Consider the following 13,148-nt stretch of genomic DNA (forward strand, 5'->3'; position numbering starts at 1 on the left):
GGCCTCGGCCTCGGCGCGCCGGTCGGCCTCGCGCTCGGCGGCGTCGGCCGCGGCGGCGGCGGTCTCGGCGCAGGTCGTGACGGCGGCGTCGCGCAGCGCGCGCGCCCACTCCTCGGGTACGGCGTCCTCGGGCGCCTGCGTGCCCGTGGTCTCGCTGACCCGGCTGACCAGGTCGGCGACGGCCTCGCGCGCGGCGTCGGCCCGGCGGCGCAGGTCGAGCCGCCGGTCGCGCAGCCAGCGTTCGACGTCCTCGAACCGGCCCGTGCGGAAGAGCTGCTGGAGCAGGCGGTGCCGCTCGTCGGAGCGGGCGCGCAGGAACGCCTGGAACCGCCCTTGCGGCAGCATCGCGACCTGGGTGAACTGGGCGACGTTCATGCCGAGGAGGCGCGACACCAGGTGACCGGTCTCGTCGAGCCGGGTGGACTGGATGACCCAGGAGCCGCCTACGCGCTCGGCGATCACGACGGACGCCTGCTCGGTGGTGATCCCCTCGCCGCGCTTCTTGGCGCGGTCCCACGAGGGGGACCGGGTGATCCGGAACCGCCGCCCGGACAGCGTCGCCTCCAGCACCACCTGCGGGCGTACGCCGGGGGCGGCGAGGTCCGAGCGCAGCCGCTTGGCCGCGTTGCGGTCACCCGGCACGTCGCCGTACAGCGCGAAGCAGACGGCGTCGAGCACGCTGGTCTTGCCGGCGCCGGTCGGCCCGGACAGCAGGAACAGCCCGGCCGCCGAGAGCTGGTCGAAGTCGACGTCGACCGTCCCGGCGAACGGACCGAACGCAGTGGCCCGGAGGTGGTGCAGCTTCACCAGAGACCCTCCGTCACGGCGTCGGAGACCAGGACGTCGACCTCGGGGTCCTCGCAGCAGGCGTCGCACGCGGCCTGCAGCAGCGCGGCCTCGTCGTCGGAGGCCGGGGCCCCCCGGAGGTCGGCGACGAAGTCGAGGGCGATGGCGTGGTCGGAGCGTCCCGTGGTGTTGGCCAGCGGCACCGCCTGCGACGTGCCGCCGACCGGCTCGAAGCCGATCACCAGCGTGTGCGGGAAGCGCACGCGCAGGCGCTCCATCGCCTGCACGGGCCGGACGTCGTCGGTGAGCGTCGCCTGCACCCAGGCCTCGCGGTGCACGTCGAACCGCGGGTCGTCGAGCAGCTCGTCGATGGTGCCGCGGAGCCGGGCCAGCGGCCGGGGGACCGGCGCCTCGACGAACTCCGCGGAGCTCAACCCGTCGGCGCCCAGCTCGACCAGCCAGGAGCCCTTGAGCTGGGCGGCCTCCGAGAAGGAGTAGGCCAACGGCGAGCCGGAGTAGCGGACGGCGTCGGTGAGGGTGTGCCGGCCGTGCAGGTGGCCGAGCGCCGTGTAGTCGACGCCGGTGAAGGTGCTGGTGGGCACGAGGGACACGCCGCCGACGCTGATGTCGCGCTCGGACTCGCTCGGCTCGGCGCCGGCGACGAACGCGTGGGCGAGGACGACCGACCGGGTGCCCGCCCGGCGGCGGCCCAGGTCGGCGCGGACCCGGCGCATCGCCTCGTCGAGCGCCGCCTCGTGCGAGCGCGCGGGCAGTCCCCACGGCTCGCGGACCGAGTCGGGGTCGAGGTAGGGGAGGCCGTAGACCGCCACGTCACCGTGCTCGTCCCCGAGCAGCACGGGCGTGCCCACGGTCGTGGCGTCCGTGCGGATGAAGACGCCGGCGGAGTCGATCAGCCGCGAGCTGAACCCGAGCCGCTGGGCGGAGTCGTGGTTGCCGCTGGTCAGCACCACCTGGGCGCGTGAGGCGGCCAGCCGCGCCAGCGCCTCGTCGGCGAGCCGGACCGCGTCGACCTGGGGGAGCGCCCGGTCGTAGATGTCCCCGGCGATGACCACGAGGTCGACCTGCTCGCGGTCGACGACGTCGAGCAGGTGGTCGACGTACGCCCCCTGGTGCGTCAGCATCCCCTCACGGTGGAACGACCGGCCCAGGTGCCAGTCGGAGGTGTGCAGGATGCGCATATGGCAACGCTAGGAGGCGGCACCGACAGTCCCTCGACCCCACGCCGGGCGGGGCCGGCTCAGGTGTAGCGAACGCACCGATCGGGACGCGTGAAGCCGTAGAGCACCAGCCCGGACTCCTGCGCCAGCCGTGCGGACAGCGAGGTCGGGGCTCCGACCGCGACGAGTGACCCGACCCCGGCCGCGATCGCCTTCTGGACGAGCTCGAACCCGGCCCGGCCGCTGACCACCAGGCACGCCTCGGCGGGCGACGACCCCGCCAGCACCCGCGCGCCGGTCACCTTGTCGACGGCGTTGTGCCGCCCGACGTCCTCGCGCACGACGAGCAGCTCGCCGTCGGCGGTGGCGAGGCCGGCCGCGTGCACCCCGCCGGTGCGGTCGAAGACGGCCTGCCGCTCGCGGACGAGATCAGGCAGCCGTCGTACGACGTCGGACGCGGGGAGCGCGCCCGGCCAGCGACCGGACACCGGGGCGGCGAGCGCCTCGGCGATGCTGTCCTTGCCGCAGACCCCGCACGCGGACGAGCCGGACGACTGGCCGACGTGCCGGTGGCCGGGGTCCTTGAGCGGCGGGGACGACAGGGTCACCGTGACGACGTTGAACTCCTGCTCCGGTGCCAGGTCGGTGTCCGTGCAGTAGGCGACGCCGTGGATCGACGCCGTCGAGGCCAGGCCCTCGTGCACCAGCCAGCCGGCAGCGAGCTCGAAGTCGTGCCCCGGGGTCCGCATCGTCACCCAGACCCGGCGGACCGGGGCGCCGGGCCAGCCGAGCCGGATCTCCAGGGGCTCCTCGGTCGCCAGCCGGTCCTCGCGGCTGCGCTCGCCCGCGTCGGTGACCTCGTGCACGCGTGTGCGGACGGTCGGTCCGGGTCGCCGGGCACGGTCGAGGGTCATGACGTCGGGTACGCCCGTCGTACGGCGAGCCGGCGGGCCAGGTCGTCGGCGGCGTCACCGAGGCGACGGCGTACGGAGAGGTCGAGGGCCTGGTCGGCCGCGAGCAGCCGCGCGCGCTCGAGCGTCTCGTCGGTCAGCGAGGTGACCGGGAAGAAGAACTCGGTCGCGTCGGCCAGCACCCAGCCGCTCCGGACCCCCACGGTCGCCGGGAGCTCCTCGAAGTAGCGGTCGGCGTACGGCGCGGTGAGGTGCTCCTGGCCCCCGCGCCACATGCCGAGGCCGGCCGCCTCGAGCTCGTAGTTGGCCACGTCGAGCCGTCCGGTGAAGACGTTCCACGCGAGCGCCTTGGCCTCCGCCGTCGGCAGGGACACCGCCGCGCGCATGTGCGCCACGCGCGACTCGCCGGTCGGCTCGGCCTCCAGCGCGGACCGCAGCTCGTCGGCGTCGGTCGCGCCGAGGGTGGCGAGGCGGCCGAGCAGCCGCCAGCGCAGGTCCAGGTCGAGGTCGATGCCGTCGGGCGTGACGTCCAGCCAGCCGCGCAGCTCGCCCGGGTCCGTGGCCGTGGAGATCGCCATCCGGAACGCCGCCAGCTGGTGCTCGGAGCCCGTCGGCAGCGAGCCGAGCTTGCTGAGCGCCGCCGCGTGGACGCGCTCGACCGACCCGGCCGGCGCGAGCGGGAGGACGTCGCCGAGCAGCCACGCCCCCAGCCGGCGCTTGGAGTCCTCGGTCGACTCGACGGGCGGGCTCGCGACGACCAGGTCGACCACGTCGGAGGGGGAGAGGGCCGCGCTGTGGAAGGCGCTGCGGACGTTGTTCCAGATGCCGGCCCGCAGGGCCGGGTCGTCGACGGAGGGCAGCAGCGTTTTGAGCCGCGTGACGGTCTCGGGATCCGGCAGCAGCACGGCCCAGGTGTCCTCGTACGGGTCCAGCACGACGGCGTCGCCCTCGACCTCGAGCGGCGTCTCGGGCCCGTCGAGGGTCAGCGACCGGGTGCTCCACGCGCCGTCGGCGTGGACGGCGTAGCGGAACGTGTGCGACCGGTCGGCGGGGTGCTCCTCCGGCGCGGTACGGCGCACGACGCCGGCGGCCCGGTCGAGCTGGATCGTGTCCGGTCCCGCGGTGCGGAGCCAGTTCTTGGTGAACGCGTCGAGGTTGCCGGCCCCCGCGCGCTCCCACGACTCGAAGAGGTCGTGCATCGTCGCGTTGCCGAAGCGGTGCCGGTCGAAGTGGTCGACCACCCCCGCGAAGAAGACGTCGTCGCCCATGGTCGCGTTGAGCTGCTTGAGGATGCTCGAGCCCTTGGCGTAGGAGATGCCGTCGAAGTCCTGCAGCGCCGCGCTCGCGTCGACGGCGCCGTTGCCGGCCACCGGGTGGGTGCTCGGCCGCAGGTCGGCGGACAGTCCCCACTGACGACGGGCGTAGGCGTTGTCGACCCACGCGTCGTCGTACTCCGTGACGTCGGCGGTGACCCGGTTGCCCATGTACTCGGCGAAGGACTCGTTGAGCCAGAGGTCGTCCCACCACGTCGGCGTCACGATGTTGCCGAACCACTGGTGCGCCATCTCGTGGGCGAGCGTCGACGCGCGCTGGATCCGGATGCCCCGGGTCACCCGGCTGGTGAAGACCAGCGGGTCGCGGAAGGTCACGCAGCCGGGGTTCTCCATCGCGCCGGCGTTGAACTCCGGGACGAACATCTGGTCGTACTTGCCGAACGGGTAGCGCACGCCGAAGAGCCGGTGGAACTCGTCGAAGCACTGCTTCGTGAGGGTGAACAGCTCGTCGGCGTCGGCCTCCAGGGCGTCCGCCATCGAGATCCGCACGCCCAGGCCGAGGGGGATGCCGTCGTGCTCGTCCTCGAGGAGGAAGTAGGGGCCGGCCACCAGGGTGACGAAGTACGTCGACAGCGGCTGCGTCCGCTCGAACTCCCAGACGCCCGGCTCCGGGTTGGTGCCTGACGCGTTGGCGACGACGGTCCAGCCCTCGGGCGCGACCACGTGGAGCGTGTACGGCGCCTTCAGGTCGGGCTGGTCGAAGCAGGCGAAGACGGAAGGAGCGGCGTCCATGAACATCATCCCGTAGACGTACGACCGACCGTCCGCCGGATCCGTGCTCCGGTGGAGCCCCTCGCCGTCGTTGCGGAACGGCATCACGGCGTCCACGACGAGCTCGTTGTCCCCCTCGAGGGTCTGGATCGGCAGCCGGCCGCGCTCGAGCAGGTCCGGGTCCACCGGCGAGCCGTTGAGCCGGATGGCGTTGACGCGCACCGGCTTGAGGTCGAGGAACGTCGCACCGCCCCGGCTGCGGAAGCGGATCGTGGTCACCGACCCGAAGGTCTTCTCGTCGCTCGCGAGGTCGAGCCGGACGTCGTACTCCTGCACCTCCAGGAGCTCGCGGCGAGCGATCGCCTCGGTCCGCTGGAGGCTCTGCGACGGGCTGTTCACGGGCCCACCCTAGGTCGCAGGACCACAGCAGTCGGTCGCGGGTCGGCACCAACTTCGCGGTCTGGCAGACACGGAGCCCCGGGTCGGGTTAACGTCCTGCCGCTCGGGCCAGCGACGCGTGCCGTCGCCTTCGGGTGACCTCTGCCTCGCCTCGGAGCCGCACCTCGGTGCGGTTGCGCGGCCCGACCCAGGAGCATGCACATGTCCCACTCGAAGCGCTCGCGCTACGCCATCCGATCGCTCGGCCTCGTGCTCGCCGCCTCGCTGGGGGCGAGCGTCCTCACCGGCAGCGGGACCGCCGTGGGCGCCGACCCGACCGCGGACTGCGTCGCCCCGTTCCCGGTCGCCGACCTCGCCGTCGGCGACCCCGTCGACGGGCTGACCGTCACCACCGGCACGACGCCGCAGGGCTTCACCGGCGAGGTGCTCGGCACCCTGAAGGACGGCATCGCCCCGGGTGTCGACATGGTCCTGGTGAAGGTCGACCCGGCGGGCCTCGACGTCGACCCCACCGAGGTGAAGGGGATCTGGCAGGGCATGTCCGGCTCGCCGGTGTACGCCGATGACGGCCGCCTCATCGGAGCGGTCGCCTACGGCCTCTCGACCCAGCAGTCGTGGGTCGCGGGCGTGACGCCGTTCGAGGCCATGGACGACTACCTCGGCACCGAGCCGGCGGCACGGCACGGCCTGGACCGTCGTACGGCGGCCCGGGTCGCGGCCGCCGCCGGGGTCACGACCGCGCAGGCCGCCCGTGGCTTCGAGCAGCTGCCGATGCCGCTCGCCGTCGCCGGGGTGTCCTCCCGCTTCCTGCACCCGTCGGCCAAGACCGTCGCTGCCCACCCGTGGATGCGGACCGACACGTACGCCGTGGGCCGGGCCGGCGCGGCCGGCCCCGGCGCCGAGACGATGGTCGCCGGCGGCAACATGGCCGCCGCGATGTCCACCGGAGACATCCTGATGGCCGGTCTCGGCACGGCGACGTCGGTCTGCGACGGCGATGTGGTCGGCTTCGGCCACCCGATGACCTTCGGCGGCGACAGCAGCTTCACGCTGCACCCGGCGGAGGCGCTGTACGTCCAGGGCGACGCGCCCTCGTTCAAGGTGGCCAACATCGGCGACGCCGTGGGGACCGTGTTCGGCGACCACATGACCGGCATCACCGGGCGGTTCGGTGCCGTGCCGTCGTCCGCCTCCGTGACGTCCACGGTCACGTGGGGCAGCCGGAGCCGGACGGGCACGTCGTACGTCTCGACGGGTGCCCCCGACGACCTCGCGATGGTCACCTACCTCCAGGGCTCGATGAACCACGCGCGGGTCATCGACGGTCTCTCGCGGGGCAGCGAGGTCTTCACGCTCGCCGTCACGGGCACCGATGCCGCGGCCAAGCCGTTCACGCTGTCGTGGACCGACCGCTACCTGGCCGGCTACGACCTCGCGGACGAGATCAGCATGTTCTCCGCCGAGCTGTCCTCCCAGATCGCCTCCATCCCCGACGTCACGGTCGACTCGATCTCGACGACGGGCGCCGCGAGCGCCGACCAGACGAGCTACCAGGTCGTCCGGGTGGAGCAGCGTCGCGCCGGGGCCTGGGTCCGGATGTCGCCGCGCAAGCCCGCGGTCGTTCGCGCCGGAAGCACCCTGAAGGTGCGCGCCGTCCTGAAGGGCAAGAAGGGCGTCCTCACCCTGCCGTTCTCCTTCGCCGTCCCGCGCAAGGCCGCGGGTCAGCTGGCGGAGCTCGGCATCGCCGGCGGCCAGTCGACCTCGGTGAACTTCGGCGAGACCATCGCCTCGGCGCAGAAGGCACTGAAGGCGGCCGTCCGCAGCGACACCGTGCGCGCCCAGTTCGGACGGGGCGCCAACGCCGACGTCTCTGACTACGGCGACGAGGGCGACTACGAGGAGTTCCTGCGCGGCGCGAAGGGTGGCGGCCCCCGCATGGTGACGTTCCTCAAGACCACGACCACGGCCCCTCGGGCTGCGGTCATGGGCGGGTCCGCTCTGGTGCCGGTCATGATCCGGTGAGCGCCCTGTCGTGGAGGGCACGAGCTCCCCGCGCTGGACTAGCCTCGGCCCATGCACCGGATCTTCACGACCAGCGTCGCCTCGGGAGCGGATCCGCTACCTGGACAAGCTGGTCGATGAGCTGGCCAAGGGCAGGCCGATGGAGAAGGTGCTGAGGGCCTAGCGCCGGACGCGCTGTCCCCACGGGGTGCCAGGGTGTCCCCATGACCCGCGTCGCGCTCTCCCGCCTGCCGGGCGACCGCGTGCTGGTGGTCGAGGACGGCGCCGAGAGCGTGCTGGCGGCGTCCGAGCTCCCGTCGTACGTCGGGGTGCGGGAGCCCGAGGCGCCGCGCTGGGTGTGGGACGACACGGTCCGTTGGTATCCCTCGCTGCTGGCCGCCGGTGTCCGCGTCCAGCGCTGCCACGACCTGCGCCTGGGCCACCACCTGCTCCGGCGGGCGCCCGCGGTGGACGCGCAGCTCCTGCAGGGCGCCGAGTCGGCGTACTGGGACCGGCTCGGTCCGAGCACCCCCTCCGACCCCGCCCTCTTCTCGGTCGACGAGACCGCCGAGCACCTGCGCGCCGACCTCGAGGACTCCCGCCAGCTGGCCGCGGTGGCGGCGTCGAGCGAGGCCACCCGCCTGGGTCTGCTGCTGGCGGCGGAGTCGGCGGGGGCCCTGGTCGCCGTCGAGATGACGTACGCCGGGCTGCCGTGGCGGTCCGACGTGCACGAACGCCTGCTCGCCGACCTGCTCGGTCCCCGTCCGCCCCGCGGCGCCCGGCCGGAGAAGCTCGAGGCCACGGTCGCCGAGGTGCGCGCCGCCTTCGACGCACCGGGGCTCAACCCGGACTCGCGGCCCGAGATGCTGGCGGCGCTGCGCCGCGCCGGGCTGGACGTCACCGACCTGAGGGCGTCCACCCTGCGGGCCCACGCACACCCGGGCGTCGTCGCGCTGCTCCGCTACAAGCAGCTCGCCCACCTCTTCCAGACCAACGGCTGGGCCTGGAGCGACCAGTGGGTGAGCGGCGGCCGCTTCCGGCCGTCGTACCAGCCGGCGGGCTCCACCACCGGACGCTGGTCGTCCAACGGCGGTGGCGCGCTGTCCTTCCCCGCCCAGGTCCGGCCCGCGGCCATGGCCGACGACGGCTGGAGACTGGTGGTCGCCGACGTCGCCCAGCTCGAGCCCCGGGTGCTCGCGGGCATGAGCGGTGACCAGGCACTGGCGAAGTCCGCCCGCGGCGCCGACCTCTACCAGGGGATGGTCGACGACGGCGCGGTCGCCAGCCGCAACGACGCCAAGCTCGGCCTGCTCGGGGCGATGTACGGCGCGACCAGCGGTGAGAGCGGCCGGATGGTCGCCGGGCTCACCCGGCGCTACCCCGATGCGTTCGGCCTCGTCGAGGAGGCGGCCCGAGCCGGTGAGCGCGGCCAGGTGGTGCGCACCCTGCTCGGCCGCGGCTCGCCCGCGCTCGGCGAGGCCTGGGAACGCGACCCCGACGACCCGCCGCCCGACGCGGACAGCCAGGCCCGCTACCGGCGCGCCTACGGGAGGTTCACCCGCAACTTCATCGTGCAGGGGACCGGCGCCGAGTGGGCGCTGTGCTGGATCGCCGACCTGCGCAACCGACTGTGGCGGCTCGGCGGCGCCGGCTCGCTCGTCGACCGGCCGCACCTCGTCTTCTTCCTGCACGACGAGGTGGTGATCCACACCCCGGCCGACCTGGCCGACGAGGTCGCCGCGGAGGCGACCGCTGCGGCCACCACCGCGGCTGGGCTGCTCTTCCGTGACCTGGCCATCGACTTCCCGCTCACCATCTCGACGGTGAGGTCGTACGCCGAGGCGGGCAAGCCGGGCGCGGCGGTCGACTCCTAGCGGGCGGCCCGGCGGTACTGCGCCGGCCAGAGCTCGGGCACCTCGTCGCCCAGCTCGTACGCCGCCCGCAGCGGCCAGTGCGGGTCGCGGAGGAGCTCGCGCGCCAGGAGCACGACGTCGGCCGAGCCCTCGGCGAGGACCTCCTCGGCCTGCTTCGGCTCGGTGATCAGCCCGACGGCGCCCGAGGGGATCCCGGCCTCGGTGCGCACCCGACGGGCGTACGGCACCTGGAAGCCGGGGCCGACCGGGATGTCGGCGAGCACGTTGCCGCCGGTGGAGGTGTCGACGAGGTCGACGCCCGCGTCGCGGAGCAGCGCCGCGAGGCGGACCGTGTCGTCCCCGTCCCAGCCGCCCTCGGCCCAGTCGGTCGCCGACAGCCGCACGACCACGGGGACGCCGGTGGCGACCCGGTCACGGACCTCCCGCACCACCTCCAGCACCAGCCGGACGCGGTTGTCGAAGGAGCCGCCGTACTCGTCCTCGCGGTGGTTGGACAGCGGCGAGAGGAACTCGTGGAGCAGGTAGCCGTGCGCGGCGTGGATCTCGAGGACCTCGAAGCCCGCGGCGACCGCGCGCTCGGCGGCGTCACCGAACGCCGTCACCACCCGGGCGATGCCGGCGGCGTCCAGCGGCTCGGGGTCCTCGCGCAGCCTCGGGAAGGGCTCGGCCGACGGGGCGACGGGGCGCCACCCACCGTCGGCGTCGGCGACGGCACCCCGCTCCTGCGTGAACCCGGAGTACGTCGACGCCTTGCGCCCGGCGTGCGCCAGCTGGATGCCGGCGGTGGCGCCCTGACCGCGCACGAACGCCGCGATCCGCGCCCAGGCGGCCTGCTGCTCGTCGTTCCACAGACCGGCGTCCTCCGGCGAGATCCGGCCCTCGGGCACGACCGCGGTCGCCTCCGTGAAGACCAGGCCGGCGCCGCCGCGTGCGAAGGAGCCGAGGTGCACGAGGTGCCAGTCGTTCGGCACGCCGTCGACGGCGGAGTACTGGCACATCGGCGCGACCCAGACCCGGTTGCGGACGGTGACGTCGCGAAGCGTGATCGGCGAGAAGAGCTGGCTCACGGGTGTGGTGCCTCCTGGGTACGGCGGGACCGTGGTGTCCCGGCGTCCCAACCCGGACGGGGTGCCGACGATTCCCCGGGGCGGGAAACTGGGACGACAGGTGTCGGTGCCAAGGGCGACGATGACGGTGATGCCCACCGATCTCCTCCGCCACGCGCGTCCACCCTCACCCCTCGCTGGGCGGCTCTCCGCCCAGTCCCTGCTGTTCGCGCTCGGCGAGGGCACGTTCATGACGGGGTCGGCGGTCTTCTTCACCCAGATCGTGGGCCTGTCCGCCGCGCAGGTCGGCCTCGGGCTGACGATCGCCGGGGTCGCCTCCTTCCTCGCCGCCTGGCCGATGGGGCGGCTCGTCGACCGGTTCGGCCCGAAGAAGATGTGGGCCGTCAGCGCCACCGGGCAGGCCGCGATGTTCGCCCTGTGGCCCTTCATCGACGACTTCCAGGGCTACGTCCTGATGGCCGTCGGCATGGAGGTCATCGGCACGTTGGGCGGTGCCGCGCACGGCGCGTACACGATCGACGTGCTTCCCGCCGACGAGCGGGTCCGGTCGCGGGCGTACATGTACTCCGCCCTCAACGTCGGCTTCACGCTCGGCTCCCTGGTGGGCGGCATCGCGCTGGCGTTCCACTCCAACGACCTCCTGCACGCGCTGCCGTGGTTCACGGCGGCGGTCTTCCTCGCCAACGCCACGGCGATCAGCCGGCTGCCGAGGGCCCCGCACGACGAGCGCACGGCCGAGGACCGCAAGATCAAGGTCCCGGGGCCGGGTCCGATGCGCAACCCCGGGTGGCTCCTCACCGAGTTCTTCGGCGGCGTCTTCTGGACCAACCAGGTGTTGCTCAACATCGTCATCCCGCTGTGGCTCGTGCAGGAGACGGACGCCCCGCGGGTGCTGCTCGCGTTCCTGTTCGGCACCAACACGGTGATGTGCATCTTCCTGCCGATGGCGGCGGCCCGCGGCGTCGAGGACGTCCCGACCGCGCTCAAGGCGGTCCGGATCTCGTCCTCGTTCTTCGTCGTCTCGTGCCTGATCACGCTGGCCACCCACGACACCGTCGGCTGGACGACGATCGCCCTCGTCTGGCTCGGCCACGTCACCGTGACCGGCGCCGAGCTCTACCTCTCGGCGGCCAGCTGGGCGTTCGAGGCCGAGCTGATGGACCCACGCCAGCGCGGTGCCTACCAGGGCGCCGGCGAGCTGACCGGCACCCTCGGCAAGGTCTGGGCACCGGCGCTCTACACGTTCCTCGCGATGAACTGGGGCGCCGCCGGCTGGGTGGTCATCGCCGGCATCATCGTCGTCGCGACGATCGGCATCCACCCGTCGACGCGGATGGCGCGGCGCTTCCTGGAGGAGCACGTCCCCGCCGACGTCCTGGCCGACGCCCGGGCCTCCACCCACGGTCCCGAGGACGAGGTCGTGACCGGCCCGCCGTCACTCATCGACACGGACGCACCGACGAGCTGAGCAGCCCGGACGGACGGGGTCAGAGCCGGACGAGCATCTTCCCGGTGTTGTCGCCGCGGTGCAGCCCGAGGAACGCGTCCACCGCGCTGTCGATCCCGTCGACCACGGTCTCCCGCCAGGTCAGCGACCCGTCGGCGACCCAGCCACCGGCCTGCCGGTAGAAGTCGGAGGCCGCGTCGCCGTGGTCGGTGACGATGAAGCCGCGCAGGGTGAGGCGCTTGCTGACGATCATCATCATGTTGCGGGGGCCGGGGGAGGGGGCGTCGGCGTTGTAGTCGGCGATCGCGCCGCAGGCGGCGATCCGGCCGTGGTCGGCCATCGCGAACATCGCCGCCTCGAGGTGGTCGCCGCCCACGTTGTCGAAGTAGACGTCGACCGGACCGTGCTCGCGCAGCTGCCGTCCGATCGGGGCGTCCTTGTAGTTGAGCGCGACGTCGAAGCCGAGCTCGGTCAGCCACGCGCACTTGTCGGCGGAGCCGGCCGAGCCGATCACCTTCGCCGCGCCGAGCTGCTTCGCGATCTGGCCGGCGACGGACCCGACCGCCCCGGCGGCACCGGAGATGAAGACGGTGTCGCCCTCGCGTACCTCGGCGATCCGGGTGAGGCCGACGTACGCCGTCAGCCCCGGCATCCCGAGCGCGCCGAGGTACGCCGAGGCCGGCAGCTGGGACACGTCGACCTTGCGGGCCGCGCGGTCCGAGAGCAGCGCGTGGGTGCGCCAGCCCGCCTGGTGGAGCACGGTGTCGCCGACCTGGAGCCGGTCGGACCCGGAGGCCACGACCTCGCCGACGGCGCCGCCGTCCATGACGGCGTCGAGCGCGAAGGGCGGGACGTAGGACTTCACGTCGTTCATCCGACCGCGCATGTAGGGGTCGACCGACAGGTAGGTGTTGCGCACCAGGACCTCGCCGGGGCCGGGCTCGGCCAGGTCGACGTCGACGGTCCTGAAGTCGGCGGGGGTGGGCCAGCCCTGCGGGCGGGCGGCCAGGTGGATCTCGCGCGACGTGGTCATGGGTGGATCCTTCCAGTCCGTCCCCGCGCCCGGGTCACCGGCTGGGGACAGGGCGACGGGCCCCGGTTCCGTGGACCGGGGCCCGTCTGAGGGGGTGGCGCGTCAGCCCTGGAGCCCGAGGGCGAACTCGACCTTGCCGGACTGGTCGACGGCCGCGTCGAGCACCTTGTCGTCCAGCAGCTGAGCGGCGGACTCGTCGAGGTAGATCGTGGCGCCGCCCTGCTGGACGACCTGGTCCCCGGGCTCGCCCTGGGCGGCAGCGGTGACCTCGAACGCGGGTTCAGGGGTGGGGGTCGAGGTGATCCGCAGGCCGGCCTCGTCGCTGAGCCCGGGTTGCGTGGTGATCTCGTTGACGATGGCAGTTGCGTTCTCGGTGAGGGTGAGCATGCTCGCCTTTCCGACGACGG

General features: G+C 73.4%; 11 protein-coding genes. 4 read left to right on the top strand and 7 right to left on the bottom strand.

The features are described from left to right. The 4 genes from ABEA34_RS19820 to pepN form a co-directional block, all read right to left on the bottom strand. The coding region (locus ABEA34_RS19820; protein WP_345523280.1) for an AAA family ATPase at positions 1–807 on the bottom strand (807 nt) is incomplete at its 3' end. Beyond that, positions 804–1,985, bottom strand: a complete 1,182-nt coding sequence (locus tag ABEA34_RS19825) for an exonuclease SbcCD subunit D (protein WP_345523281.1) — start codon at positions 1,983–1,985, stop codon at positions 804–806. The genes ABEA34_RS19820 and ABEA34_RS19825, both read right to left, overlap by 4 nt. A 59-nt stretch (positions 1,986–2,044) precedes the next feature. Next, positions 2,045–2,878 carry a formate dehydrogenase accessory sulfurtransferase FdhD gene (locus ABEA34_RS19830; protein ID WP_345523282.1) on the bottom strand — a complete coding sequence of 278 codons (834 nt, stop codon included), beginning with the start codon at positions 2,876–2,878 and terminating at the stop codon, positions 2,045–2,047. Next, positions 2,875–5,319: an aminopeptidase N gene (gene pepN, locus ABEA34_RS19835; protein ID WP_345523283.1), complete on the bottom strand. Its 2,445-nt coding sequence runs from the start codon at positions 5,317–5,319 to the stop codon at positions 2,875–2,877. Before pepN ends, ABEA34_RS19830 begins: the two co-directional genes overlap by 4 nt. A 201-nt stretch (positions 5,320–5,520) precedes the next feature. Here pepN and ABEA34_RS19840 point away from each other — a divergent pair, with 201 nt between their 5' ends. Genes ABEA34_RS19840 through ABEA34_RS19850 form a run of 3 tightly spaced genes read left to right on the top strand, consistent with a single transcriptional unit; the run spans position 5,521 to position 9,194 of the window. Then, positions 5,521–7,341, top strand: a complete 1,821-nt coding sequence (locus ABEA34_RS19840) for a hypothetical protein (RefSeq protein ID WP_345523284.1) — start codon at positions 5,521–5,523, stop codon at positions 7,339–7,341. Positions 7,342–7,351: 10 nt separating this feature from the next. Next, positions 7,352–7,504: a DUF2200 family protein gene (locus tag ABEA34_RS19845; protein WP_345523285.1), complete on the top strand. Its 153-nt coding sequence runs from the start codon at positions 7,352–7,354 to the stop codon at positions 7,502–7,504. Positions 7,505–7,544: 40 nt separating this feature from the next. Continuing rightward, positions 7,545–9,194 carry a bifunctional 3'-5' exonuclease/DNA polymerase gene (locus ABEA34_RS19850; protein ID WP_345523286.1) on the top strand — a complete coding sequence of 550 codons (1,650 nt, stop codon included), beginning with the start codon at positions 7,545–7,547 and terminating at the stop codon, positions 9,192–9,194. Here the strand turns inward: ABEA34_RS19850 and ABEA34_RS19855 are convergent. Then, positions 9,191–10,261 carry an NADH:flavin oxidoreductase/NADH oxidase gene (locus ABEA34_RS19855; RefSeq protein WP_345523287.1) on the bottom strand — a complete coding sequence of 357 codons (1,071 nt, stop codon included), beginning with the start codon at positions 10,259–10,261 and terminating at the stop codon, positions 9,191–9,193. The two genes, ABEA34_RS19850 and ABEA34_RS19855, sit on opposite strands and share 4 nt — an antisense overlap. A gap of 130 nt (positions 10,262–10,391) precedes the next feature. On the opposite strand from ABEA34_RS19855, the gene ABEA34_RS19860 reads away from it, so the two are divergent. Next, entirely contained in the window at positions 10,392–11,729 is a 1,338-nt protein-coding gene (locus ABEA34_RS19860) for an MFS transporter (protein ID WP_345523289.1), read from the top strand. A 19-nt stretch (positions 11,730–11,748) separates the two neighbouring features. Here ABEA34_RS19860 and ABEA34_RS19865 read toward each other — a convergent pair whose 3' ends face one another. Together ABEA34_RS19865 and ABEA34_RS19870 are read right to left on the bottom strand one after the other, a co-directional pair. Next, entirely contained in the window at positions 11,749–12,741 is a 993-nt protein-coding gene (locus ABEA34_RS19865) for an NADP-dependent oxidoreductase (protein WP_345523290.1), read from the bottom strand. A 102-nt stretch (positions 12,742–12,843) separates the two neighbouring features. After that, positions 12,844–13,128 (bottom strand): Fe-S cluster assembly protein HesB, encoded by a 285-nt coding sequence (locus tag ABEA34_RS19870; RefSeq protein WP_345523291.1) that lies wholly within the window; start codon positions 13,126–13,128, stop codon positions 12,844–12,846. Between the last annotated feature and the right edge of the window lie 20 nt (positions 13,129–13,148).

Origin of the sequence: Nocardioides conyzicola, assembly GCF_039543825.1 — a bacterium.
Classification (GTDB): Bacteria; Actinomycetota; Actinomycetes; order Propionibacteriales; family Nocardioidaceae; genus Nocardioides; species Nocardioides conyzicola.